We start from the raw sequence: 23,170 nt of genomic DNA, 5'->3' as shown, positions 1-23,170 counted from the left end.
GCGCTCGGCGCCACGCACGACATGTCGGTGCTCGGCCTCTTCATGATGGCCGACTGGGTCGTGAAGACGGTCATGATCGGGCTGCTGCTGGCCTCCATCATCGTCTGGGCCATCGCCTTCGACAAATACGGCCAGCTCCGCCGCGCCAAGCGCGACGCCGACACCTTCGAGGACGAGTTCTGGAAGGGCGGCAGCGTGGATGAGCTCTACAAGCGCCATGGCGAGGCGCCGACGCACCCGCTGGCGGCGGTGTTCTCGGCCGGCATGGGCGAATGGCGGCGCAGCACCGAGGCGGGCACCAGCCCCTTCCTGGTGGTCGGCACCAAGGAACGCGTCGAGCGCGCCATGTCCGTCACCATCCAGCGTGAGATGGAACGCATCGAGAAGCGGATGACCTTCCTGGCCTCCACCGGCTCGGCCGCGCCCTTCGTCGGCCTCTTCGGCACGGTCTGGGGCATCATGAACAGCTTCACCGCCATCGCGGGCATGCAGAGCACGAACCTGGCCGTGGTGGCGCCGGGCATCGCGGAGGCGCTGCTGGCCACCGCCATCGGCCTCGTCGCCGCCATCCCGGCCGTGATCCTGTACAACAGCCTCTCCTCCGAATCGGCCAAGTTCGCCGGGCGGCTGGAGGGTTTCGCGGCCGAATTCGGCGCCATCCTCGCCCGCCAGACCGAGGCCGCCGCCCAGGCGCCCCGGGCCGCGGCGGAATAACGCCATGGCAGGCCCCCTGATGAAGCGCGGCGGCGGTGGCCGCTCCCGCTACCGCCCCATGTCGGACATCAACGTGACGCCCTTCGTGGACGTGATGCTGGTGCTGCTGATCATCTTCATGGTGGCGGCGCCCATGATGACCACGGGCGTGCCCGTGGACCTGCCCCGCACCGCCGCCCAGCCGCTGAACCAGGAGCAGGAACCGCTGACCATCTCGGTCAACAGCGAGGGCGCCATCTATCTCCAGGAAACCGAGGTGCCGCTGGATGGCCTCGTGGCCCGGCTGCAGGCCATCGCCCAGGCGCGGCCGGAGGGCACGCCGGAGCCGCGCATCTTCGTCCGCGGTGACCGTGCCATCTCCTATGGCCGCGTCATGGAGGTGATGGGCACGATCAGCGCGGGCGGGTTCAGCCGCGTGGCGCTGCTGGCCGAGCAGCAGCAGGCCGCGCCGGCGCCGCGCCGCTGATCATGCCGTTCGGGACCACGGAGGAGGGGCGGTTTCGCCTGTGGGTGGGGGCGTCGCTCGCCCTGCACCTGGCGCTGCTCGGCCTCGCCTTGGTCCAGTTCGATTCGCGCCGGCTCGAGGAGCCGCGTGAGACGGCGATCGCGGTGGAACTCATCGCCCCCGCCCAGGTGGCGCAGGGCGATGAGCCCGCGCCCAGCCCGGCGCCCCCGCAGAACGTCCCGCAGCCCCCCACGCCGGAGCCGCCCGCGCCCGAGGTGACGCAAGCCACACCGAGCCCGCCGCCGCCACCCCCTCCGCCGCCGCCCGCGCCTGCCGCTTCGGCCGCGCCGCCCGCGCCCACGCCCCCCGCGCCGACCGTGGCGCTGCCGGCCCCGCCGCCGCCCACGCCCACGCCGCCCGCCCCGGCCGCGACGCCGCCCACGCCCGCGACTCCCACGCCGCCGACGCCCGCGCCTGCTCCGGCGCAGGTGGCGGAGGCGCTGCCCATGCCGCCGCCGCCCGCGCCGGCCCCGCCCGCGCCCACGCCGCCGCGCCCGGAACCCACGCCGCCCACCCCCGCGCCGACCCCGCCGCGCCCGGCCACCCCGCCGCCGCCGCCCGCCGCCGCGCGCCCCACCCCCGCGCCGCCCCTGCCCACGCCGCCGCCGCCGACTCCGCCGCCGCCCCAGCCCGCGCAGACGCCGGGCACCGGCCGCACGCCGCCCGTGGCGCGGCCGGAGGAGCGCAGCCAGAGCGTGCTGAACACCCTCGAACGGCTGCGCCAGCAACAGCAGCAGCAGGAACCGCCCCGCGCCCGGCCGAGCCCGCCCCAGGGCGCCCCGCAGCGGGGTGGCGGCGCGCCCACCGGCTCCGCGCCGCTCACGGCCGGTGAGCGCACGGGCATCGCCGACCGCATCGCCGAATGCTGGGTGGTGGATGCCGGCGCGCCCAATCTTCGCGACATCATCGTGGAGCTGCGCGTGCAGGTGGACGCCCAGGGCATCGTGCGCGTGGTGACGCCCAATGGCGCGGTGCCCAGCGACCCGCGCGCCCGCATGGTGTTCGAGGCCGCCCGCCGCGCCCTGCTGGACCCGCGCTGCAACCCCATGCCCCTGCCGCCCGACCGCCTGGCCGCGCTGCGCGACGCCGTGTTCCGCTTCAACCCGCGCGATGTGGGCATGCGCTGACGCGCGCCCGCAACCGGGTCTGCGTGAAAGCGTTACAGTCGCGCCCCTTGACCCATGCCCTGGACCGGCCGAAGTGCGGGCGGAGTATCAATGCGGTTGGAGTTCCGTCCCGGTGAAGACACCCGCCATCCATCGCCGTGCCCTCTTCGCCAGCGCGGCCGCCACGCTGGTGGCCCCAGGCATCTGGTCCACGCCGCTGCCCGCCGCGGCGCAGGGGACGGGCGGCACCGTGATCGACATCACGCGCGCCCGCACCGAGCCCATTCCCATCGCCGTGCCGGACATGGCGGGCGCGGGGCCGGACGCGCAGCGCATGGGGCAGAACATCGCCCGCGTCATCGTGAACAATCTGCGCAGCTCCGGCCTGTTCCGGCCGATCGAGCGCGCGGCCTTCATCCAGACGCCCGAGGCCGCCGCCCAGGCGCCGCGTTTCCAGGACTGGCGCGTGCTGGGCGCCGTGGCGCTGACCACGGGCCGGGTGGAGCTGTCGGGTGACCGTCTGCGGGTGGAGTTCCGCCTGTGGGACATCCTGCCCGAGCAGCAGGCGCTGGGCACTGCCTACAACGCCACCGCCTCCAACTGGCGGCAGATCGCGCACATCATCTCGGATGATATCTACAAGCGGCTCCTGGGCGAGGACGGGTATTTCAACACCCGCGTCGCCTATGTGAGCGAAAGCGGGCCGCGCGACCGTCGCACCCGGCGCCTCGCCATCATGGACCAGGATGGCGAGAACCACCGCTTCCTGACGGATGGCCAGTTCCAGGCCCTGACGCCGCGCTTCCACCCGAACGCGACGCAGATCGCCTTCATGTCCTATCTGCGGAATGAGCCGCGGGTGTACCTGTTCAACCTCCAGACCGGGCGGCAGGAGGTGCTGGGCAATTTCGGCGGCATGACGCTGAGCCCGCGCTTCTCGCCCGATGGGCGGTCGGTGATCCTGTCCGCGATCCGGGGCGGCGATGCCTCCATCTTCGTGGTGGATCTGGCCTCGCGGCGGGAGCGGCAGCTGACCAACGCCGCGGGGCTGGACGTGTCGCCCTGCTTCTCGCCCGACGGGCAGCAGATCGTGTTCAACTCGGATCGCGGCGGGGACCAGCAGCTCTACGTCATGGACGCCAATGGCGGCGGCGTGCGGCGCATCAGCTTCGGCAATGGCCGCTATGCCACGCCCGTGTGGTCGCCCCGCGGGGACCTGATCGCCTTCACGCGCATCGGGCGCGGGCAGTTCGCCATCGGCGTGATGCGGCCCGACGGTTCGGGCGAGCGCATCCTGAGCGAGGGCTGGGCCATGGAAAGCCCCACCTTCGCCCCCAATGGCCGCGTGCTGATGTTCTACCGCGAGACGCCGGCGCGTGACGCGCGCGGCGCGGGCTTCTCGGCGCGCATCTCCTCCATTGACATCGCCGGCTTCAACGAGCGCCAGGTGGTGACGCCCAATGACGCGACCGATCCCTCCTGGTCGCCGCTGCTGAGCTGACACCAATGGTTACACAATCGCGGCACGCTGCCGTCTTCCCGCCATGTTTGCGCCACGCCCGCGCACCACTGGCCACGATTGATTAGAGGTTGCCGCGCATTTCTGCCGCCGCCCCCGGGATGGTCCGGGGGTGCGTGGCGCAGCCCCGCGCTGCTAGACAGGAGTTCATGATGTCCACCGCCAAGACCCTTCTCTCCCTGATGGCCGCCACCGGCCTTCTGGTGGCCTGTTCGAACACCGAACAGGCCGCCGTGACGGCCGGTGCGGGTGCCGGCGGCGCCGGCCAGATCCGCCCGGGCAGCCAGGAGGATCTCGTCGCCAATGTGGGCGATCGCGTGTTCTTCGACACCGACCGCAGCACCATCCGCGCCGACCAGCGCACCGTGCTGGACCGCCAGGCGGCCTGGATGCAGCAGAACGCCGCCGTGCAGGTGACCGTGGAAGGTCATGCGGACGAGCGCGGCACGCGCGAGTACAACCTGGCGCTCGGCCAGCGCCGCGCCAATTCCGCCCGTGACGTGCTGGTGGCCGGCGGCGTCGCCCCCGCGCGCATCCAGACCATCAGCTACGGCAAGGACCGTCCGGAGGCGCTGGGCTCCAATGAGGACGCCTGGGCGCAGAACCGCCGCGCCGTGACCGTGGTGCGCTGAGCATGACCATGCGCGTGGCCGCCACCTTCATCCTGGGGTTGACCCTCCTGGCCGGGCCGGCGGCCGCGCAAATGGAAAGCCGCGAGGGGATCGCGCTGCAAAACCAGATCCTGCAGTTGCGGCAGGAGATGGAGCAGGCCCTGCGTGGCCGTGGGGCGGCCCCGCCGATGGCCGGGCCCTCCATGGCCCCGCCCATGACGGGCTCCGCCAATGATCTCGTGGCCCGGCTGCTCGACCGGGTGAACGTGCTGGAGGAGGAGGTGCGCCGCCTGCGCGGCCGCACCGATGTGCTGGAAAACCAGAACACCCGCCTGCGCGAGGACCTGGAGAAGCTCCAGGGCGACATGGAGTTCCGCTTCAGCCAGCAGGGCGCGCCCGCCGCGGCCCCGCCGGCGGCCGCACCCGCCCGTCCCTCCGCGCCGGCACCCGCCGCGGCCGAGCCGGCCGCCCGTCCGCCCCGCACGCCGGAGCGCGCGTTGCAGGAAGGCCAGACGGCGCTCGCGCGTCGTGACTTCGCCACCGCCGAGGCCGCCGCGCGCGAGGTGATCGCGAGCCGCGCCGCGCCGCAGCAGGTGGCGGCGCAGCTGCTGCTGGCCGAGGCGTTGTCCGGCCGGCGTGACCACGCCAATGCGGCCATCGCCTACAATGAGGCCTATGTGCGCGCCCGCACCGGCCCCCGCGCCCCCGAGGCGCTGCTCGGCCTCGCCAATTCCTTCACCGCGCTGAACAGCCGGCGCGAGGCCTGCGACACGCTGAACGACTTGCGCAGCCAGTTCCCGAACCTGCGCCCGCCGCTCTCCGAACAGGCGGCGGCCGCGCGCCAGCGGGCCGGCTGCCGCTGACGGCCCCGGCCGAGCCCATCGGCGCGGCGGAATTCGCCGCGCGGATGGCGCCGCTCGGCCCCTTCGTCTTTCCCATCGCCATCGCCTGCTCGGGCGGGCCGGATTCGCTGGCGCTGACCTGGCTCGCCCATCGCTGGGCTGGCGGGAAGGCGGTGGCCTTCATCGTGGACCATGGGCTGCGACCGGAAAGCGCCGCCGAGGCGGCCGGCGTCGCGGCGCAGCTGGCGGAACACGGCATCGCGGCGCGGGTGCTGGCGCTGTCCTTGCCGGGCGGCGCGGGCTTGCAGGAACGCGCCCGGGCCGCGCGGCGGGCGGCGCTGCTGGAGGCCTGCCACGCGGCCGGCGCCGTCCATCTGCTGCTGGGCCACCACGCGCGCGACCAGGCCGAGACCATCGCCTTCCGTGCCCTTCGTGGGAGTGGCGCGCGTGGGCTCGCGGGCATGGCGCCGCTCTCCGTGGCGGCCGAGGCCCTGCTGCTGCGGCCCTTGCTGGACGTGCCGCCAGCGCGGCTGGCCGCCACCTGCGCGGCGGCGGGGCTGCGTCCGGTGACCGATCCTTCCAATGCCGACCCCCGCTTCGCCCGTGCCCGGCTGCGGCAGGTGGGCGCGCTGGAGGCCCTGTTGGCTGCCGCCCCCGCCTTTTCCGCCCGGCGCGCGCGCGAGGAGGCGGCGGTGCGGGCGCGCGCCGCGACCTGCCTGCGCCTGCTGCCCGAGGGCTGTGCCTTCCTCGACCGCGCGGCCCTGGGCCGGGATGCCACGGCCCGCGCCCTGCTGGCCGCCCTGGTGCGGATGGTGGGTGGGCGGCCGCACGCGCCTTCCCCCGACGCCGTGGCGCGGCTGCTGGTGGCGGGCCAGGGCAGCCTGGGCGGGTGCGTCTGGCGGGGTGGCTGGCTGGCGCGTGAGGCCACCGCCCACACCATCCCGGCCCGGCCCGGCGCGTTGTGGGATGGGAGGTTCCGCCTCCCCCGCGACCCCTTCCTGGAAGATGCGCAGGTGGCCGCCCTGGGCCCGGCCGTGGCGGCACGGCTGCGCGCCCGCCACCGCCATTTGCCGAGCCTCGCCCTCGCGGCACTTCCCGTCCTGCGCGGGGGGATGCAATGCTGGCCAAGGCCGCCCATCTCCCCTACCGTGAGACGTTGCGCGCGGGCTTGTCCGCCGCGCGCTTCACGCCCCTCGGCGGGCCGCTTGCGGGTTGAGTTTTTCCCGGCGGCCATTTCCGAACCAGGCGTAGACACTATCTCTAGGACGAGCCGGCCAGGGTCGCCGGTGAAGGGGAATGCGGATCGTGAGCAATTTCGGCCGGAACCTGGCCTTGTGGGTGATCGTGGCGCTGCTGCTGGTGGCGCTGTTCAACCTGTTCCAGCCTTCGGGCGGGCAGAACCGCGCCCAGCTCCAGGTGGCCTACAGCGACTTCCTGAACGAGGTGAACCAGGGCCAGGTGCGCGACGTGGTCATCCAGGGCCGCACCGTGTCGGGCCAGCTCACCGACGGGCGCAGCTTCACCACCTTTACCCCGGAGGACCCGGCCCTCGTCTCGCGCCTGACCGAGCGCGGCGTGCGCGTGGTGGCCCGGCCGGAGGAGAGCGACGTGAACCCGCTCTTCCAGATCCTGATCTCCTGGTTCCCGATGCTGCTGCTGATCGGCGTCTGGATCTTCTTCATGCGCCAGATGCAGGGCGGCGGCGGCCGGGCCATGGGCTTCGGCAAGTCCAAGGCCAAGCTGCTGACCGAGAAGCATGGCCGCGTGACCTTCGAGGACGTGGCCGGCATTGACGAGGCCAAGGCCGAGCTCGAGGAGATCGTGGACTTCCTCCGCGACCCCCAGAAGTTCCAGCGCCTCGGCGGCAAGATTCCCAAGGGCGTGCTGTTGATCGGGCCGCCGGGCACCGGCAAGACGCTGCTGGCCCGCTCCATCGCCGGCGAGGCGAACGTGCCCTTCTTCACCATCTCGGGCTCCGACTTCGTGGAGATGTTCGTGGGCGTGGGTGCCAGCCGCGTGCGCGACATGTTCGAGCAGGGCAAGAAGAACGCCCCCTGCCTGATCTTCATCGACGAAATTGACGCCGTGGGCCGCCATCGCGGCGCGGGCCTGGGCGGCGGCAATGACGAGCGCGAGCAGACGCTGAACCAGATGCTCGTCGAGATGGACGGCTTCGAGTCGAACGAGGGCGTCATCATCATCGCGGCCACCAACCGGCCGGACGTGCTGGACCCCGCGCTGCTGCGTCCCGGCCGCTTCGACCGCCAGGTGGTGGTGCCCAACCCCGACGTGAACGGGCGCGAGAAGATCCTGCGCGTGCACATGCGGAAGGTGCCGCTGGCGAGCGACGTGGACCCCAAGACCATCGCGCGCGGCACGCCGGGCTTCTCGGGCGCGGATCTCGCCAACCTCGTGAACGAGGCCGCTCTGCTGGCCGCCCGCACCGGCCGCCGCACCGTGGGCATGGCCGAGTTCGAGGCCGCCAAGGACAAGGTGATGATGGGAGCGGAGCGCCGCAGCCTCGTCATGTCCGAGGACGAGAAGAAGATGACGGCCTATCACGAGGCCGGCCACGCCCTTGTCGCCATGCACGAGCCGGAATGCGACCCGGTGCACAAGGCCACCATCATTCCGCGCGGCCGGGCGCTCGGCCTCGTCATGTCGCTGCCGGCGGGAGACCGCTACAGCAAGCACAAGTCCAAGATGAAGGCCGAGCTGGCCATGGCCATGGGGGGCCGCGTCGCGGAGGAGATCGTCTTCGGCTCCGACAAGGTCTCCAACGGCGCCAGCGGCGACATCAAGATGGCCACCAATCAGGCGCGCATGATGGTCACCGAATGGGGCATGTCCGAAAAGATCGGCATGGTGGCCTATGGCGAGAACAGCCAGGAGGTGTTCCTCGGCCATTCGGTCACCCAGTCGAAGAACCTGTCGGAAGAGACCGCGCGGATCATCGACAGCGAAATCCGCGGTATCATCGACAGCGCCTATGCCCGCGCCAAGCACATCCTGACCGAGAACAGGGAGGAGCTGGAGCGGCTGGCCAAGGGCCTGCTGGAATATGAGACCCTCTCCGGCGACGAAATCCGCCAGGTGCTGCGCGGCGAGGCGGTGGTGCGTGTGCGCCCCGACGAACCCACCAGCGCCGGGCGCGGCAGCGTGCCCAGCTCGGGCGGCGGGCGTACCCCGCGGCCGGACACGGGGGGCGGGCTCTCGCCCCAGCCCGCGGGCTGAGTTTGACGCTGATCGAGCCGCACGGCCTGCTCGACGGGCCGGCGGCGGAGGCGGCGATCCGTGAGGGGCTCGCCCTGCCATTGCAGGGCGGGCCCTTTGCCTTCACGGGGCTGCGCGACCACGCCGGCGCGCCCCTGCCGCTGGCCGCGGCACCCGCCGCGATGACCACCTCGCCGCCGCCCTTCGCCGGCCTTGCGCGCCACCGCTTTCGGCCGCTGGTCATGGGCATCGTCAACTGCACGCCGGACAGCTTTTCGGGGGATGGGCGCGCGGCGCACGCGGCCGCCATCGCCCACGGCCATGCCCTGCGGGCCGAGGGCGCGGACATCCTGGATGTGGGGGGCGAGAGCACCCGCCCCGGCGCCGCCCCCGTGACACCCGAGGAGGAGCAGGCGCGCATCCTGCCGGTCATCGCCGCCCTGGCGCCGGGCGGGCCTGTCAGCGTGGATACGCGCCACGCCGCCACCATGGGTGCCGCACTCGCCGCCGGGGCCAGCATCGTGAACGATGTCAGCGCGCTGGCGCATGACCCGGAGAGCCTCGCCACCGTCGCCGCCGCCGGCTGCCCGGTGGTGCTGATGCACATGCGGACGCTCGACCCGCGCACCATGCAGCAGGGCGTCGCCTACACGGACGCCGCGCGCGAGGTGGCCGCGCATCTGGCCGCCCGCATCGCCGCCTGCGAGGCGGCGGGGATTCCCCGCGCGCGCATCGCGGTGGACCCCGGCATCGGCTTCGGCAAGCGGGTGCGGGACAATCTGGACCTCGTGGCGCGACTGCCGCTTCTGGCCGCCTTGGGCTGCACCATTCTGGTGGGGGCCTCGCGCAAGGGTTTCATCGGGCGCATCACCGGCGTGGTCGAGCCTTCCCGCCGCGTGGCGGGAAGTGTCGCCCTGGCCCTGGAGGCGGCGCGGCGCGGGGCCCATATCCTGCGGGTGCATGATGTGGGCGCCACCGTCGAGGCACTGAAAATCCAGGAGGCCGTGACCATGGGCTGGACCGAATGAGCGATTGGCTTCCCCTGCTGGGCTTCTTCGCCGCCTGCTTCGCCACCGCGGCCTCGGGCGCCATCTTCTCGCCCGGCGCCTGGTATGAGGGGCTGCGCAAGCCCTGGTGGCGCCCGCCCAACTGGCTGTTCGGCCCGGCCTGGGGGGTGTTGTTCTGCTGCATCGCCGTGGCCGGCTGGCTGGTGTGGCGGGAGGTGGGGTTTGGGTTGGCGCTGGCGGTCTATGGCGTGCAGCTCGTGCTGAACTTCGCCTGGTCCGCGCTGTTCTTCGGGATGCGCCGGCCGGACCTCGCCTTCTGGGACCTCTGCGCGCTCTGGGTGAGCATTGCTGTCTGCATTGCCCTGTTCGCGCCCATCAGCGCCGCCGCCGCCTGGCTGTTCGTGCCCTATCTGGCCTGGGTGAGCTTCGCCGGCATCCTGAACCTCACCATGTGGCGACTGAACGGTCCCCGCCCGGCCTGAGCCGGGGGTGGGTGATGTGGGGGCGCCCCGGGGAGGGCGCCGCCCTCCCCGGACCGCTCCCGCCGAGGGCCCAGGCCCTCGGAACCCTTTTGACTTAATGGGTATTCAGAGGGAGGGGCGTCACGGGCGCGCGCGTGATCCAGTGCACAACATGCCCCTCCCTCCGAATACCCACTGAATCGAACGGGGTCAGCCCCACGCCACCTACCCCTCCGGATAGGCCGCGCGCAGGCGGTCCAGCAGCTCGGCCACTTGGCGGCGGGCGTCTGGGTGGTTGTCGCGCAGCGCGCGCATGGCGGCACGGGCCTCTTCCACGAAGCCCGCCCCGCCCAGATGGCCCACAGTGCCCGCGATGGCGTGGACGGGGCCAAGCAGGGGCAGGTTGTCCACCAGGGCGGCGTCCAGCTCGCGCAGGCGGGTGGCGAGTTCGCCCCGGAAGAGTGGCCGCAGCGCCTCCTCCTCCGGCAGGTCGCCCTGGCCGAGGGCGAGGACGATGCCGCGCATCAGCCCCACCCGCTCGACGGGTTTGGGTACATGGCCCGTCATGCCGGCCGCGTGGCAGGCGGCGATGTCCTCGGGGAAGCTGCTGGCGGTGACGGGGATGACCGGCACCTGCCCCAGCGCCCCGGGCAGGGCGCGGATCCGGCGCGTGCATTCCAGCCCGTCCATGCCCGGCATCACCACATCCATCAGCACGGCGTCGAAGGGTTGCCCGTTGGCGGCGGCGGCGGTGAGGGCCTCCAGCGCCGCGGGGCCATCCGTCACCGTCTCCAGCGTGAAGCCCGTATTGGAGAGCAGCGCGCGCAGGACGGAGAGGTTGGCGGGCGAATCATCCACTCCCAGCAGCCGAAGCCGCCCGCTGGGCCAGGGTGCCGTGGGCGGCGGGGACAGGGGCACGGGTGCGGCCGCGGGCGGGGGCGGCGCCGCGGGGGGCGGCACTTCGCTGTAGAGACCCAGGCGGAAGCCGCCTGGCAACGTCGCCGCACTGGCCAGCACCCAGCGCCCATCGGGCTGTGGCTGCGGCTTGGGGCCTGGCGGAGGCGGCGGGTCGGTGAAGAGCGCGCCATACCGGCTGTTGCAGCGCAGCAGCCGCCCTTGCCCATCCCACAGGGCCAAGGCGTGCGGGCTGCTTTCGAAGCCCGCAACGACGGGACGATAGTCAGGGGAGGAGGGGGGCGCCGGGGTTGGGGGCGCGTCCAGGCCAAGGCCAGCCCCGCGCCCAGCGCTACGCCGACGGCAACCAGGCCGACCGCACGCAGGGCCCAGCCAGGTTCCTCCAACAGGCCGGGAAGCATCATGTGGCGCCAGCACCGGCGAAGGCGCGAGGCTCCGTCGGTCTGGCGCGTCGGCGGTGCAACATCTGGTTCCTGCGGCGCCTGGCGGCCGCCAGGGGATGGCCACCCCCATAGCGGCCATGCCCTGCCAGAATGTCGGCCGCGGGTTAAGCCTTCCCGAACACCCTCAGGGCCGGATCAGCGTGCCGGCCCCGCCATCGGTCAGCAGCTCGCGCAGCACGGCGTGGGGCAGGCGGCCATCCAGGATGACGGCGCCCTTCACCCCCTGCTCGACCGCATGGATGCAGGTCTCGACCTTGGGGATCATGCCGCCCGCGATCCAGCCCGCCGCGATGCCGGCGCGGGCCTCGGCCACCGTCATCTCGGGGATGAAGTTCTTGTTCGCATCCATCACGCCGGCGACATCGGTCAGCATCAGCATGCGCTCGGCCCGCAGCGCCCCCGCGATGGCGCCCGAGACGGTGTCGGCGTTGATGTTGTAGGTCTGCCCATCCGCCCCCACGCCCACGGGCGCGATGACGGGGACGATGTCGGCGTCAATCAGCAATTCCAGGACGCGGGTGTCCACGCTCTCGGGCTCACCCACCAGGCCAAGGTCCAGCACCTGCTCGATGTTGGAGCCGGGGTCCTTCATGGTGCGCGTGGCCTTGCGGGCGCGCACCAGCCCGCCATCCTTGCCCGAGATGCCGACGGCCATGCAGCCCGCCCGCGTGATGGCGGAAGCGAGCTGCTTGTTGACGGTGCCGGCCAGGACCATCTCGACCACCTCCACCATCTGCGCATCGGTCACGCGCAGGCCCTGGACGAAGGTGGACTTCACACCCAGCCGCGACAGCATGGCGTTGATCTGCGGCCCGCCGCCATGGACCACCACGGGGTTCACGCCCACCTGCTCCAGCAGCGCGATGTCGCGGCCGAAGCGGTCGGCGGCGTGCTCCTCGCCCATGGCGTGGCCGCCATACTTCACGACGACGATCTGGTCGTCATAGCGCTTCAGGTAGGGCAGCGCGCCGATCAGGGTCTGCATCTGGGTGAGCGCGTCATCGGCCATCTGGCATTCCTCGAAACCTGGACCGCGCTATCCGGCGCGGGGCGCGATCCGTCAAGCGAGGGCGGCGAGTTCCGCGCGCAGCTCTTCCATGCCGCGGCCGGTGCGGCTGCTGGTGGTGAGCACCAGCGGGTGGCCGGCGGGGTGCTTGCGCGCCAGGCCTTCCACCTCGGCCTGGCGGGCGGCCAGTGCGGCGGGCTTCACATCATCGGCCTTGGTGAGCACGAGCTGGAAGGCGACGGCGGCCTTGTCGAGCAGGTCCATCACCGCGTGGTCCGAGGCCTTGGTCTCGATGCGCGCGTCCAGCAGCAGCAGCACGCGCCGCAAATTGGGCCGGCCGCGCAGGAAGTTGAACATCAGGCCCTGCCAATCCTCCTTCACCGACTTGGCGGCCTTGGCGAAGCCATAGCCCGGCATGTCCACCAGGGTCAGGCGGCCCTCGATGGTGAAGAAGTTCAACTGCTTGGTGCGCCCGGGCGTGTGCGAGACGCGGGCGAGGGCGTTCTGCCCCGTCAGCGCGTTCATCAGCGAGGACTTGCCGACATTCGAGCGCCCGGCCAGCGCCACCTCCACGCCATCCGGCGGGGGCAGGTGGTCCAGCGCCTGGGCGGCGGTGAAGAAGGTGCAGGGGCGGGCGAAGAGCAGGCGTCCGGCCTCGATGAGGGCGGCGCGCTCCTCCTCGTCGCGCGCCTCCAGCAGGCCGCCGGCGGGAAGCTCCGTCACTTCTTCGCCGCGGCCGGGCCGGCCAGCTTGCCGCCGCCCTTGGGGGCGGGCGGGGGCGCGCCCCCGGTGCCGCCTTGCGCGGGCGGCTTGGCCGCCTGGGCCTTCGCATCGAGCCGCATGATGTACCACTGCTGCGCGATGGAGAGCAGGTTGTTCCAGGTCCAGTAGATGACCAGGCCCGCGGGGAAGCTCGCCAGCATGAAGGTGAAGATCACCGGCAGCCAGGCGAAGATCTTCTGCTGGATCGGGTCGGGCGGCTGCGGGTTCAGCTTCTGCTGCACGAACATGGTCAGGCCCATCAGGATCGCCCAGACCGGCAGGTGCAGGAACAGCGGCGGATCCCAGGGAATGAGGCCGAACAGCGTGAAGGCGTTGGTCGGGTCCATGTCCGACAGGTCACGGATCCAGCCGAAGAAGGGCGCGTGGCGCATCTCGATAGTGACGAAGAGCACCTTGTAGAGCGCGAAGAAGACGGGAATCTGCACCAGGATGGGCAGGCAGCCCGAGGCGGGATTGATCTTCTCGCTCTTGTAGAGCGCCATCATCTCCGCCTGCATCTTCTGCGGGTCTTCTTTGTAGCGCTCGCGGATTTCCTGCATCTTCGGCGCCACCAGCCGCATGCGGCTCATGGACTTGTAGGCCTTGTTGGCCAGCGGGAAAAACAGGATCTTGAGCGCCAGCGTGAAGATCAGGATGGCCACGCCGAAATTGCCGGTCAGGATGAACAGATAGTCCAGCGCATAGAAGAACGGCTTGGTGATGAAGTAGAACCAGCCGAAATCAATCGCCTTGTCGAAATCCTGGATGTTCAGACGGTCGCGGTAATCGTCCAGCAGGCGCACTTCCTTGGCGCCGGCGAAGAGGCGACTGCCGAAGCCCGCGCTCTGCCCGGGCGCGATCAGCTGCGGCGCGGCGGGCGCGATGTCCACCTGCCAACGGTCCACCCCGGCATCGGGGATGTGGCGGAAGGCGCTGCGGACGCGCTCATTGCGGTCGAGGCGGGTCAGCGCCGTCAGCCAGTACTTGTCGGACAGGCCGGCCCAGCCCTCGCTCGCCTCGTTCTCCCAGGCCGAGCCCAGGGCGCGGCGGGAATTCCCCTGGTCGCGCCCGTTGCTGTAGGTCATTTCCGTCAGGCGGCCATCCTGCACGGCGATGAAGCCCTCGTGCAGGATGAAGAAGCCCTGCACCTGGGGCGTGCGCTCGCGGCGGATGCGGGCCCAGGGCAGCACAGTCACGGCCTGCTCGGAGGTGTTCTCCACCGATTGCCGCACCTCGAACATGTAGTTCGCGTCGAGCGAGACCACCGCCTGGAAGATCTGGCCCTGGCCATTGTCCCAGCGGAAGGTGACGGGGCTGTTGGGGCCGAGGGGCCCGCCCGTCACCGTCCAGTCGGTGTCGTTGTTGGGAACCGGCGTGCGGCCATCGGCCTGGGTCCAGCCCCATTGCGCGAAGTAGCCCTCCGGCCGGCCGCGGGGGCCAGCAAGGTGACGTTCGGGCTGTTGCGCTCCACCGTCTCGCGGTAGTCGCGCAGGGTCAGCTGGTCGAGCGAGAGGCCACGGGCCGAGAGGGCGCCCTGCACGCGGGTGTTCTCCACCTGCACGCGCTGCGCCGGGACGGCGGGGGGCGCGGCGGTGACGGCGGTCTCACCGGGGCTGGCCGCTTGCGGCGCACCCGGCACCGCACCCGGCGCCACTTGGGGCGTGGCGGGCGCGGGCACGGCCGGCAGCGGCACATCGGCCTGCTGCGTGGCCACGGGGCGCGGCGGCGGCACCGGGGCGTTGCCGCGGTTCCACATCTCGAAGAGCAGCAGGATGCCGACGGAAAGGGCGATGGCCGCCAGGAGGCGCTTCTGGTCCATGGGTCTCGATCAACTCTCGGGGCGGGTATCGGGGCCGGCGGAAGGGGAGGCGGCGGGTCGGAGGCGGTTCAGCCCCGGCCTGCGCGGCGGCACGGGATCATAGCCGCCGGCATTCCAGGGGTTGCAGCGCAGGATGCGCCAGGCGGACATGGCGGCACCCTTCACCGCGCCGTGTTCGGTCACGGCCTCGATCGCGTAGTGCGAGCAGGAGGGGTGGAAACGGCAATTCGCCCCGATGAAGGGGCGCAGCGTCCACTGATAGGTGACGATGGCGCCCTTCAGCACATGCTGGGCGGGGTTCATGGCGCCCGCACCCCGGCCTTGGCCAGCGCCGATTCGAATTCGGCCCGCAGGGTGGGGAAGGGGCAGGTCGCGGTCCCGTCACGGGCGATGAGCACCAGATCCCAGCCTGGGGCCGGGGTGGCCTCCAGCGCCAGGCGCGCCATGGCGCGCAACCGGCGCTTGGCACGGTTGCGGACCACGGCGTTGCCGATCTTCTTCGTCGCGGTGAAGCCCAGCCGCGTGGCCTCGTCGGCGCGCGGCAGGGCCTGCACGACGAGCGTCCCGCGCCCGACCTTGCGGCCTTCGCGCGCAGCACGGAGGAATTCCGCGCGGCGCTTCAGCCGTGCGGGCGGGGCAGCAGGCATCGCGGGGTCTCCCGCGCCGCGTGTGGCGCGATCAGGCGGAGAGCTTGGCGCGGCCCTTCGAGCGGCGGTTGGCCAGGATCTTGCGGCCCGCCACCGTGGCCGAACGGGCACGGAAGCCATGGCGCCGCTTGCGGACGAGCTTGGAGGGCTGATAGGTGCGCTTCACGGCGGGCTCCTGAACGGGCGTAAGCAAATGGAAAGGGCGGGACCGCCATAGGCTGTCCCGTGCTGTGGGGGGTATAGGAAGGGGGCGGCCTCCGCGTCAACCTCCGGCCCACCCGGCGCGGCCCGCGGGTCGGATGTTGATGCGGTGCAGCAATGGGCCTATCCACACGTTGCAAGGGTTTGGAGACAGGCGGCATGGAACGCATCCTCGAAGGCCAGGCGGCCCTCATCACCGGATCCACCTCGGGCATCGGCCTCGGCATCGCGCGGCTTTACGCCGAGGCGGGTGCGAAGGTGATGCTGAACGGATTCGGCAAGTCCGAGGAAATCGCCAAGGCCCGCGCCGAGGTCGGCGCCCTGATGGGCGGCGGCGACGCCCCCTACAGCCCGGCCGACATGTCCAAGCCCGGCGAGGTCCGCGCCATGGTGGCCGCCGCCGAATCCGCCTTCGGGCGGCTGGACATCCTGGTGAACAATGCCGGCATCCAGTTCGTCTCGCCCGTGCAGGATTTCCCGGACGAGAAGTGGGACGCCATCATCGCCATCAACATGTCGTCCAACTTCCACGCCATCAAGGCGGCCATGCCGGGCATGCTGGCGCGGAAATACGGGCGCATCATCAATGTCGCCTCGGCGCATGGCCTGGTCGCCAGCCCCTACAAGAGCGCCTATGTGGCCGCCAAGCACGGGGTGGTGGGCATGACCAAGTCCATCGCGCTCGAGATCGCGGAAAGCCCCATGACCTGCAACGCCATCTGCCCGGGCTTCGTCCGCACGCCGCTGGCCGAGGCGCAGGTGAAGCCGCTGGCCGAGAAGCATGGCGTCTCGGAGGAGGTGGCGTTGAAGGACCACCTTCTCGCCAAGCAGCCCTCCAAGCGTTGGGTCGAGGTCGAGGAGGTGGCGCGCATGGCGCTCTACCTGGTCGGCCCCGGCTCGGGCGGGGTGAATGGCGCGGCGCTGTCCATTGATGGGGGCTGGCTCGCGGCATGACGCCTTCCGAGGTCTCGGCCCCCGTCATGGTCGAGGAGATGGTGGCCAAGCCCCCGGCCGCGCCCGCCCTGCGCGAGGTGAAGCCGCGCCGCGTGAACCTGGCCCTCCAGGGCGGCGGCACGCATGGCGCCTTCACCTGGGGGGCGCTGGACCGCCTGCTGGAGGAGGAGTCGATGGATTTCGACGGCCTCTCCGGCACCTCGGCCGGCGCCATCAACGGCGCGGTGCTGGCGCTGGGCCTGCTGGAGGGCGGGCGCGAGGGCGCCAAGGCGGCGCTGGACCGGTTCTGGCGGGCGCTGGGCGCCAAGTTCGCCGTCTCGCCGCTCCGCTCCACCCCTTTCGAGAAGGCGCTCTGGGGCTGGGACCTGACCTACAGCTTCGCCTACAACGCCTTCGACACGGCGACGCGGATGCTGAGCCCCTACCAGTTCAACCCCTTCCCGATGGAGTTCAACCCGCTGCGGAAGGCGCTGGAGCAGAGCCTGGACCTTGAGCGCCTGCGGGCCGACCGCAACGCCATGCGGCTCTACATCTCCGCCACCAATGTCCGCACCGGCAAGCCGCGGGTGTTCAACCGCGCCGAGATCACGGTGGATGCGCTGCTGGCCTCGGCCTGCCTGCCCAACATCTTCAAGGCCGTCGAAATTGATGGCGAGGCCTATTGGGATGGCGGCTACCTGGGCAATCCGGCGCTTTGGCCGCTCTATCATGACCGCCCGGCGTCGGACATCATCATCGTCCAGTTGAACCCGCTGATCCGGCCCGAGGTGCCGACCACCTCGTCCGACATCATGAACCGGCTGAACGAGATCACCTTCAACGCCAGCCTGATGAGCGAGATGCGGGCCATAGACTTCGTGCAGCGCATGCTCGAATCCGGCCGGCTGGAGCAGCCGCGCTATCGCCGCATCTTCCTGCACGCCATCGAGGACGAGGCGCGGATGCGCGCCTTCAAGCTCAGCACCAAGTTCAATGGCGACTGGGATTTCCTCTCCACCCTGCGGGATTACGGGCGTCAGGCGGCGGACAAGTTCCTGCGCGAGAGCGGCGCCAGCCTGGGCCGCGAAAGCACCCTCGACATCCAGCGCTATCTGTAGCAAAGCCCGAGCCATGGACATGGGCATTGTGCTCCGCATCGGAGCGGGGGCGGTGGTGGCGTTGCTGGGCCTCGTGCTGGCGACGCGGACCACGATCGAGCTGCGCGTGACGCAGGAGCAACTGGGGATCGTGCTGATCCTCGGCGGGGTGTTCGTCGCCTATCGGGCGGTGAAGGCCTGGTTCGACGCGGCGGACCACGACCGCCACGGCGACTGATTCGCCCGAAGCTTCCCTACCGGCCGCGGCGCGCCAGGTGAAAGCCGGGCCAGGTGGCGAGGCGCAGCGGCCTTCCGCGCAGCACATGGACCACCGCCGCCTGCCGGTACTTGCGCGCCAGCGCCGCGACGCGCGCGGGGTGGGCGCCCAGGAACAGGGTCCGCTCCGACCAGCCCTCCGCGCCGCAATCCCCGGCGAGGCGCGGCAGGTTGCGCGTCTCGCCCTCCAGCCGCGCCTGGAGGCGGGCGTTGCGGGCCGGGCCGGCCGGCCGGCCCCAGGGGTTCCAGGCGGTCAGGAAGCTCCCGCGCCAGAGACCCCAATCGCGGAGCACCGCATCGAGCGCGGGTGAGCGCCGGCCGATGCGCCCCTCGGCGGCACCGGCGCGGTAGATCGTCGCGGCCCAGGCGCGGTGCTGGGCCTTGAGGCCGCGCGCCGCCTTCGGGATGCGGCGGACAAGCCGCCCAGGGTCCCCGCTCATCGCAGCTGGAACAGCAGCGCCTTGAGATAGGCGCTCTCGGGCAGCAGGGGGTGGACCGGGTGGTCGGGCCCCGCGCCGCCCTGGAAGAGCAGCCGCGCCTCGCGCCGCGCCCGCCACACGCCCTGGGCCACCGCATCGGCGAAGTCGGGTGGCGCCACATGGTGCGAGCAGGAGGCGATGAACAGCACGCCCCCCGGCGCCACCAGCTGCGCGCAGAGCCGGGCGAGGCGCAGATAGGCCCGCAGCGCCGCCGGGATGTCCTTGCGCGCCTTGGCGAAGGCGGGCGGGTCGGCCACCACCACCTCGAAGCGGCGGCCCATGCCCACCATGCGTTCCAGCGCCTCCAGCGCCTCGCCGCGCTGGGCGGTGACGCGCTCGGCGAGCCCATGCGCGGCCGCGGTGCGCATGGCCAGTGCCAGGGCGGGCTCCGAACGGTCCAGCAGCGTCACATGCGCGGCCCCGGCCTGCGCCGCCACCAGGCCGAAGCCGCCCGTGTGGCAGAAGGCGTCGAGCATGGTGGCGCCGGGGGCCAGGGCGGCCACGCGCGCGCGGTTCTCGCGCTGGTCGTGGAACCAGCCGGTCTTCTGGCCGGAGAGCAGGTCCATCTCGAAGGCCAGCCCGCCTTCCTCGATGCGCGCCGTGGCGTCGGTGCCGTGCAGCAGGCGGGATTCGAGGGGCAGGCCCTCCAGCGTCCGCACCGGGCTGTCATTGCGCGCCACCACCACGCGCGGCGCCATCAGGGCGTGCAGCGCCTCCAGCACCAGGGGGGTCGCGGCCTCCATGCCGGCGGTGTTGGCCTGGAGCGCCACCGCATCGCCGTGCCGGTCCAGGATCAGGCCGGGCAGGCCGTCCGCCTCGGCATGCACCAGGCGGCAGTGGCGGGCGACGCCCAGCTTCTCGCGCAGGGCCAGCGCCTCGGCGATGCGGGCCTGGAACCAGGCGGCGTCGGGGCGGGCGGCGGGGTCGCGGTCCAGCACGCGGGCCGCGATGAGGCTGTGCGGGTTGAACTGCCAGATGCCATGCTTCACCCCGTCATCGCCCTCCAGCCGCACCGGGCTGCCCGGGGGCAGGGCGCGGGCCTCGGGCGACATGGCCACCTCGTTGGAATAGGCCCAGGGGTGGCCCCCCTTCACGCGGCGGTCACGGCCGGGCAGCAGGCGGAGCAGGGGAAGGTCCATAAGTTGCAGTTCCAATCAATGACGCGGGCGGGCGGGCGGCGGGCGCACCGCCAATGCCACGCCCAGCACGATGCAGGCCAGCGCCCCCCATTGCCGCCAGCCCAGCGCCTCGCCCACCAGCCAGGCGGCGCCGAGCGTGCCCACCACGGGCGTCAGCAGCGTGCCCAGCGCCGCGGTGGAGGCCGGCAGGCGCCGCAGCGCGCCAAACCAGGTCATGTAGGCGATGCCGAGCGGCCCCACCGCCATCCAGAGGAAATAGCCCCAGCCGGCGGGAGAGAGCGCGGCCCAGTCCACCTCCTCCCACAGCGAGGAGATGAGGAACAGCGGCAGGCTGCCCAGCCCCAACTGCCAGGTCACGGCCGAGAGGGGCGGCAGGGCCAGAGGCTTGCGCTTGGCGATGACCGCGCCCAGCGCGAAGAGCAGGGCGGCGGCCAGCAGCATGGCCCCGCCCAGCACCTTGTCCGGCCCGATCTCGACCTCCTGCGGGGTGAAGAGCAGCGCCACGCCCAGCGTGCCCAGCGCCAGCGCCGCGATCTTGGCCCAGCCCAGCGGCTCGCCCAGGATCAGCCAAGCCAGCAGCGCGGCCCAGACGGGCATGGTGTAGGCGATGATGGCGGCCTCGCCGGCGGCGAGCCAGAGCAGCGCCATGGAGGCGAAGCCCATCCAGGCCGTGACGTTCAGCAGGGCAAAGAGCCAGACGCGGCCCCATTGCTCGCGCGGGACGGCGAGGCTTTCGCCCCGCGCCAGCGCGATGACCCCCACCAGCGCGGCCGCGATGAAGCCCGCATAGGCGCGGGCGCCGAGCGGCGGCATCTCGGCCAGCAGCAGCTTGAGCAAGGGCCAGTTGGACCCCCAGCACAGCGCCGTCACGATCAGGAGAAGGAGGCCGGTGCTGCGTTGGGTCACAGACGCGAGGCTACCCTCAATCCGGAAAGCCGGCCATGGCGCGGACCTCGGCGGGGCTGCGCCCGGCCTCGCGCAGGGCGCGCAGGGTGGGGGCCTGGTCGCGCTTGGCCAGGCGCCGGCCCTCCGCGTCCCGGATCAGGGTGTGGTGGGCGTAGCAGGGTTCCGGCCAGCCCATCAGCGCCTGGAGCAGGCGGTGGATGTCGGTCGCCTCCAGCAGATCCTCGCCGCGGGTCACGAGGGTGACACCCTGCAAGGCGTCATCATGCGTCACGCAGAGATGGTAGCTGGCGGGAACGTCCTTGCGCGCCAGGACCACGTCGCCCTGGGCCAGGGGGTCGCAGCGGCGGGGGCCGTGGATCAGGTCCTGGAAAGTCAGCGGCCCGGTCTCGGCCAGGGCACGCGCCACGTCGAGGCGCAGCGCATGGGCCTCGCCGGCGGCCACGCGGGCGGCGGCCAGGGCGGGGTCCAGCCCCCGGCAGGTGCCCGGATAGACATGGGCTGGCCCGTGTTGGGCGGCGACGGCGGCGGCGATGTCGGCGCGGGTGCAGAAGCAGGGGTAGAGCAGGCGGCGGGCCGCGAGGCGGTCCAGCGCGGCCCGGTAATCCGCGAAATGGGCGGATTGCACCCGCACCGGTTCCTCCCAGCGCAGGCCGAGCCAGGACAGGTCCTCGAAGATGGCCTCGGTGAATTCCGGGCGGCAGCGCGTGGCGTCAATGTCCTCCAGCCGCAGCAGGAAGCGGCCCCCCGCCCGTGCGGCATACAGCGCCGCATGGGCATGGCCCAGATGCAGCAGCCCGGTGGGCGAGGGGGCGAAGCGGGTGACGGCGCCCTGGATCATGGCGTCCATCCTCTCGCGCCCTTTCCCCATGGCGGCAAGGGCTTGTGTGGGCGTGCGAGTGTGACGGGCCGGTGAAACCGCCAAGCCCCGCCCGGCGCTTGGCTTGCGGCGGTGCGGCATCCCTGTCATGCCTGCGCTGCAGTTGTGGCGCAGAACCGAATCGGGAGCGCGCCCGCTCCCTCCGGGTCCGGCTTCCGCGCCACGCGAGACGTGGAGGAGCTTCGCTTGCCCGACGGCAGCCTCATTCCGCAGATCAACGGCCCCGGCGGCTTTCCCGCCCTGGTGCTGAACGCGGATTTCCGCCCGCTATCCTATTTCCCGCTCTCGGTCTGGGCCTGGCAGGACGCGGTGAAGGCCGTGGTGCTGGACCGTGTCTCGGTGCTGAGCGAATACGAGACGGAAGTGCGTTCCCCCTCCTTCTCCCTGCGCCTGCCCTCGGTCATCGCGCTGCGCGAATACATCCCGGCCGCGCGCCGCCCGGCCTTCACGCGCTTCAACGTGTTCCTGCGCGACCGCTTCGAATGCCAGTATTGCGGCGATGGCCAGCCGGCGCAGAACCTGACCTTCGACCATGTGATCCCGCGCAGCCGCGGCGGCCGCACGAACTGGGAAAACGTGGTCGCCGCCTGCGGCCCCTGCAATCTCCGGAAGGCGGACAAGCTGCCGCGCGAATGCCAGATGCTGCCCCGCGCCACCCCGCGCCAGCCGACAAGCTGGGAATTGCAGGAAAACGGCCGCGCCTTCCCGCCCAACCATTTGCATGAGAGCTGGCGTGACTATCTCTATTGGGACAGCGAACTGGAACAGGGCTGACCCTCATGGCGTATTTCACGGGCCGCCGCGCCCTGGCGGGGCTGATACTGGCGGCACCCGCCCTGGCCTCGGCGCAGACGCGCGACCGCGTGGTGGTCTCTTCCAAGATCGACACCGAGGGCGCGCTGCTGGGCAACCTGATCCTGGCCGTGCTGGAACGCGCCGGCGTGCCGGCCGAGGCGCGGCTTTCGCTGGGCCCCACGCGCATCGTCCGCGCCGCGCTGCTGGCGGGTGAGATTGACCTCTACCCCGAATACACCGGCAACGCCGCCTTCTTCCACAACCGCGCCGACGACCCGGCCTGGAAGAACGCCGACCAGGCGCACGCCCTGGCCCGCGAGCTGGACGCGCCGCAGGGCCTGGCCTGGCTTGGCCGCGCGCCGGCCAACAACACCTGGGCCATCGCGGTGCGCCGCGACGTGGCGACGCGCGAGAACCTGCGCACCATGGAGGACCTGGCCGCCGCCGCGGGCCGTGGCGTCCTGCGCCTCGCGGCCTCGGCCGAATTCGTGGAAAGCGCCGCCGCCCTGCCGAGCTTCGAGCAGACCTACGGCTTCACCTTCCCGCGCGACCGCATCGTGGTGCTGCCCGGCGGCGACACGGCGGTGACCATGCGTTCGGCCGCGCAGCAGATCTCGGGCGTCAATGCCGCCATGGTCTATGGGACGGATGGCGCCATCTCGGCGCTGAACCTCGTGGTGATGACCGACACCAAGGGCGCGCAGATCGTCTATGAGGCCGCCCCCGTGGTGCGCCAGGCCGTGCTGGACCGCTTCCCCGCCATGCGCGCGCCGCTCGACGCCGCCTTCACCACGCTGGACCTCACGACGCTGCAAAGGCTGAACGCGCAGATCGCGGTGGAGGGCCGCCCCGCGCGTGACGTGGCGCGTGCCCATCTGGAGGCCGCGGCGCGCTGAG

The 23,170-nt window shown here is 71.9% G+C and carries 24 protein-coding genes and 2 pseudogenes; 15 read left to right on the top strand and 11 right to left on the bottom strand.

The genetic code is table 11. The annotated features are described in order from the left end of the window. Positions 1 to 21 precede the first annotated feature (21 nt). The 10 genes and pseudogenes from tolQ (at position 22) to ICW72_RS04990 (ending at position 9,999) form a co-directional block, all read left to right on the top strand. Positions 22 to 714 carry a protein TolQ gene (tolQ, locus tag ICW72_RS05030; protein WP_184383655.1) on the top strand — a complete coding sequence of 231 codons (693 nt, stop codon included), beginning with the start codon at positions 22 to 24 and terminating at the stop codon, positions 712 to 714. A 4-nt stretch (positions 715 to 718) separates the two neighbouring features. Then, positions 719 to 1,180: a protein TolR gene (tolR, locus tag ICW72_RS05025; RefSeq protein ID WP_191085219.1), complete on the top strand. Its 462-nt coding sequence runs from the start codon at positions 719 to 721 to the stop codon at positions 1,178 to 1,180. A 2-nt stretch (positions 1,181 to 1,182) separates the two neighbouring features. Continuing rightward, complete coding sequence (locus ICW72_RS05020) at positions 1,183 to 2,346, top strand: hypothetical protein (RefSeq protein ID WP_191085218.1); 1,164 nt, start codon at positions 1,183 to 1,185, stop codon at positions 2,344 to 2,346. Positions 2,347 to 2,458: 112 nt separating this feature from the next. Beyond that, positions 2,459 to 3,826, top strand: a complete 1,368-nt coding sequence (tolB, locus tag ICW72_RS05015) for a Tol-Pal system beta propeller repeat protein TolB (RefSeq protein WP_223880835.1) — start codon at positions 2,459 to 2,461, stop codon at positions 3,824 to 3,826. Between the two features lie 167 nt (positions 3,827 to 3,993). Next, positions 3,994 to 4,476 carry a peptidoglycan-associated lipoprotein Pal gene (pal, locus tag ICW72_RS05010; RefSeq protein WP_223880834.1) on the top strand — a complete coding sequence of 161 codons (483 nt, stop codon included), beginning with the start codon at positions 3,994 to 3,996 and terminating at the stop codon, positions 4,474 to 4,476. Between the two features lie 2 nt (positions 4,477 to 4,478). Next, complete coding sequence (locus ICW72_RS05005; RefSeq protein ID WP_191085216.1) at positions 4,479 to 5,318, top strand: tol-pal system YbgF family protein; 840 nt, start codon at positions 4,479 to 4,481, stop codon at positions 5,316 to 5,318. A 44-nt stretch (positions 5,319 to 5,362) separates the two neighbouring features. Further along, a pseudogene (tilS, locus tag ICW72_RS21275) lies at positions 5,363 to 5,905 on the top strand (tRNA lysidine(34) synthetase TilS); the annotation flags it as partial. 697 nt (positions 5,906 to 6,602) lie between these two features. Beyond that, positions 6,603 to 8,531, top strand: coding sequence for an ATP-dependent zinc metalloprotease FtsH (ftsH, locus tag ICW72_RS05000; protein WP_269749838.1), 1,929 nt, complete (start codon positions 6,603 to 6,605; stop codon positions 8,529 to 8,531). A gap of 2 nt (positions 8,532 to 8,533) precedes the next feature. After that, positions 8,534 to 9,538: a dihydropteroate synthase gene (folP, locus tag ICW72_RS04995; RefSeq protein WP_223880833.1), complete on the top strand. Its 1,005-nt coding sequence runs from the start codon at positions 8,534 to 8,536 to the stop codon at positions 9,536 to 9,538. Further along, complete coding sequence (locus tag ICW72_RS04990; RefSeq protein WP_191085214.1) at positions 9,535 to 9,999, top strand: TspO/MBR family protein; 465 nt, start codon at positions 9,535 to 9,537, stop codon at positions 9,997 to 9,999. Before folP ends, ICW72_RS04990 begins: the two co-directional genes overlap by 4 nt. 204 nt (positions 10,000 to 10,203) lie before the next feature. Here ICW72_RS04990 and ICW72_RS04985 read toward each other — a convergent pair whose 3' ends face one another. The 7 genes and pseudogenes from ICW72_RS04985 to rpmH all read right to left on the bottom strand — a co-directional run bounded on the left by ICW72_RS04985 (position 10,204) and on the right by rpmH (position 15,736). Beyond that, positions 10,204 to 11,115, bottom strand: coding sequence for a response regulator (locus tag ICW72_RS04985; protein ID WP_191085213.1), 912 nt, complete (start codon positions 11,113 to 11,115; stop codon positions 10,204 to 10,206). Between the two features lie 345 nt (positions 11,116 to 11,460). After that, positions 11,461 to 12,345: an acetylglutamate kinase gene (gene argB, locus ICW72_RS04980; RefSeq protein WP_191085212.1), complete on the bottom strand. Its 885-nt coding sequence runs from the start codon at positions 12,343 to 12,345 to the stop codon at positions 11,461 to 11,463. Positions 12,346 to 12,396: 51 nt separating this feature from the next. After that, on the bottom strand, positions 12,397 to 13,065 hold the full coding sequence (gene yihA, locus ICW72_RS04975) for a ribosome biogenesis GTP-binding protein YihA/YsxC (RefSeq protein ID WP_191085211.1): 669 nt from the start codon (positions 13,063 to 13,065) through the stop codon (positions 12,397 to 12,399). Further along, positions 13,062 to 14,860, bottom strand: a pseudogene (yidC, locus tag ICW72_RS04970) (membrane protein insertase YidC). The gene yihA and the pseudogene yidC overlap by 4 nt, the downstream one beginning before the upstream one ends. Positions 14,861 to 14,932: 72 nt before the next feature. After that, entirely contained in the window at positions 14,933 to 15,226 is a 294-nt protein-coding gene (gene yidD, locus ICW72_RS04965; RefSeq protein WP_191085210.1) for a membrane protein insertion efficiency factor YidD, read from the bottom strand. Continuing rightward, positions 15,223 to 15,570: a ribonuclease P protein component gene (gene rnpA, locus ICW72_RS04960; protein ID WP_191085209.1), complete on the bottom strand. Its 348-nt coding sequence runs from the start codon at positions 15,568 to 15,570 to the stop codon at positions 15,223 to 15,225. Before rnpA ends, yidD begins: the two co-directional genes overlap by 4 nt. A gap of 31 nt (positions 15,571 to 15,601) precedes the next feature. Then, the gene (gene rpmH / locus ICW72_RS04955) at positions 15,602 to 15,736 is read right to left on the bottom strand and encodes a 50S ribosomal protein L34 (protein WP_184383339.1); all 135 of its coding nucleotides are present in this window, start codon (positions 15,734 to 15,736) and stop codon (positions 15,602 to 15,604) included. 194 nt (positions 15,737 to 15,930) lie between these two features. Between rpmH and ICW72_RS04950 the strand changes: the two genes are divergently transcribed. The 3 genes from ICW72_RS04950 to ICW72_RS04940 are packed head-to-tail and all read left to right on the top strand — an operon-like array spanning position 15,931 to position 18,039. Then, on the top strand, positions 15,931 to 16,725 hold the full coding sequence (locus ICW72_RS04950; RefSeq protein ID WP_191085208.1) for a 3-hydroxybutyrate dehydrogenase: 795 nt from the start codon (positions 15,931 to 15,933) through the stop codon (positions 16,723 to 16,725). Further along, positions 16,722 to 17,822, top strand: coding sequence for a patatin-like phospholipase family protein (locus tag ICW72_RS21010; protein WP_269749837.1), 1,101 nt, complete (start codon positions 16,722 to 16,724; stop codon positions 17,820 to 17,822). The genes ICW72_RS04950 and ICW72_RS21010 overlap by 4 nt, the downstream gene beginning before the upstream one ends. Before the next feature lie 13 nt (positions 17,823 to 17,835). Continuing rightward, positions 17,836 to 18,039 carry a hypothetical protein gene (locus ICW72_RS04940; RefSeq protein WP_191085207.1) on the top strand — a complete coding sequence of 68 codons (204 nt, stop codon included), beginning with the start codon at positions 17,836 to 17,838 and terminating at the stop codon, positions 18,037 to 18,039. A 16-nt stretch (positions 18,040 to 18,055) separates the two neighbouring features. Here ICW72_RS04940 and ICW72_RS04935 read toward each other — a convergent pair whose 3' ends face one another. Genes ICW72_RS04935 through gluQRS form a run of 4 tightly spaced genes read right to left on the bottom strand, consistent with a single transcriptional unit; the run spans position 18,056 to position 21,439 of the window. Beyond that, positions 18,056 to 18,517: a DUF3293 domain-containing protein gene (locus ICW72_RS04935; RefSeq protein WP_191085206.1), complete on the bottom strand. Its 462-nt coding sequence runs from the start codon at positions 18,515 to 18,517 to the stop codon at positions 18,056 to 18,058. Continuing rightward, positions 18,514 to 19,695, bottom strand: coding sequence for a class I SAM-dependent rRNA methyltransferase (locus ICW72_RS04930; protein ID WP_191085205.1), 1,182 nt, complete (start codon positions 19,693 to 19,695; stop codon positions 18,514 to 18,516). The genes ICW72_RS04935 and ICW72_RS04930 overlap by 4 nt, the downstream gene beginning before the upstream one ends. 15 nt (positions 19,696 to 19,710) lie before the next feature. Beyond that, a complete protein-coding gene (locus tag ICW72_RS04925; protein ID WP_223880832.1) occupies positions 19,711 to 20,601 on the bottom strand; it encodes a DMT family transporter in 891 nt (296 codons plus the stop codon). A 16-nt stretch (positions 20,602 to 20,617) separates the two neighbouring features. Next, positions 20,618 to 21,439, bottom strand: a complete 822-nt coding sequence (gluQRS, locus tag ICW72_RS04920) for a tRNA glutamyl-Q(34) synthetase GluQRS (protein ID WP_191085204.1) — start codon at positions 21,437 to 21,439, stop codon at positions 20,618 to 20,620. Positions 21,440 to 21,664: 225 nt separating this feature from the next. Here gluQRS and ICW72_RS04915 point away from each other — a divergent pair, with 225 nt between their 5' ends. Then, the gene (locus ICW72_RS04915) at positions 21,665 to 22,252 is read left to right on the top strand and encodes an HNH endonuclease (protein WP_223880831.1); all 588 of its coding nucleotides are present in this window, start codon (positions 21,665 to 21,667) and stop codon (positions 22,250 to 22,252) included. A gap of 5 nt (positions 22,253 to 22,257) precedes the next feature. After that, on the top strand, positions 22,258 to 23,169 hold the full coding sequence (locus ICW72_RS04910) for a glycine betaine ABC transporter substrate-binding protein (RefSeq protein WP_191085203.1): 912 nt from the start codon (positions 22,258 to 22,260) through the stop codon (positions 23,167 to 23,169). The last annotated feature ends 1 nt before the right edge of the window (position 23,170 follow it).

Source organism: Roseococcus microcysteis (genome assembly GCF_014764365.1).
In the GTDB taxonomy this organism is placed as follows: Bacteria; Pseudomonadota; Alphaproteobacteria; order Acetobacterales; family Acetobacteraceae; genus Roseococcus; species Roseococcus microcysteis.
The sequence above is the reverse complement of the archived record's forward strand: the minus strand, read 5'-3'. Positions and strand labels throughout refer to the sequence as shown.

Bases quoted from the DNA above. Each gene is read 5' to 3' on its own strand.
- tolQ (WP_184383655.1), top strand. From the start codon at position 22: ATGTCGGTGCTCGGCCTCTTCATGATGGCCGACTGGGTCGTGAAGACG.
- tolR (WP_191085219.1), top strand. From the start codon at position 719: ATGGCAGGCCCCCTGATGAAGCGCGGCGGCGGTGGCCGCTCCCGCTAC.
- ICW72_RS05020 (WP_191085218.1), top strand. From the start codon at position 1,183: ATGCCGTTCGGGACCACGGAGGAGGGGCGGTTTCGCCTGTGGGTGGGG.
- pal (WP_223880834.1), top strand. From the start codon at position 3,994: ATGATGTCCACCGCCAAGACCCTTCTCTCCCTGATGGCCGCCACCGGC.
- ICW72_RS05005 (WP_191085216.1), top strand. From the start codon at position 4,479: ATGACCATGCGCGTGGCCGCCACCTTCATCCTGGGGTTGACCCTCCTG.
- ICW72_RS04990 (WP_191085214.1), top strand. From the start codon at position 9,535: ATGAGCGATTGGCTTCCCCTGCTGGGCTTCTTCGCCGCCTGCTTCGCC.
- argB (WP_191085212.1), bottom strand. From the start codon at position 12,345: ATGGCCGATGACGCGCTCACCCAGATGCAGACCCTGATCGGCGCGCTG.
- yidD (WP_191085210.1), bottom strand. From the start codon at position 15,226: ATGAACCCCGCCCAGCATGTGCTGAAGGGCGCCATCGTCACCTATCAG.
- rnpA (WP_191085209.1), bottom strand. From the start codon at position 15,570: ATGCCTGCTGCCCCGCCCGCACGGCTGAAGCGCCGCGCGGAATTCCTC.
- ICW72_RS04950 (WP_191085208.1), top strand. From the start codon at position 15,931: ATGGAACGCATCCTCGAAGGCCAGGCGGCCCTCATCACCGGATCCACC.
- ICW72_RS21010 (WP_269749837.1), top strand. From the start codon at position 16,722: ATGACGCCTTCCGAGGTCTCGGCCCCCGTCATGGTCGAGGAGATGGTG.
- ICW72_RS04940 (WP_191085207.1), top strand. From the start codon at position 17,836: ATGGACATGGGCATTGTGCTCCGCATCGGAGCGGGGGCGGTGGTGGCG.
- ICW72_RS04935 (WP_191085206.1), bottom strand. From the start codon at position 18,517: ATGAGCGGGGACCCTGGGCGGCTTGTCCGCCGCATCCCGAAGGCGGCG.
- ICW72_RS04930 (WP_191085205.1), bottom strand. From the start codon at position 19,695: ATGGACCTTCCCCTGCTCCGCCTGCTGCCCGGCCGTGACCGCCGCGTG.
- gluQRS (WP_191085204.1), bottom strand. From the start codon at position 21,439: ATGATCCAGGGCGCCGTCACCCGCTTCGCCCCCTCGCCCACCGGGCTG.
- ICW72_RS04910 (WP_191085203.1), top strand. From the start codon at position 22,258: ATGGCGTATTTCACGGGCCGCCGCGCCCTGGCGGGGCTGATACTGGCG.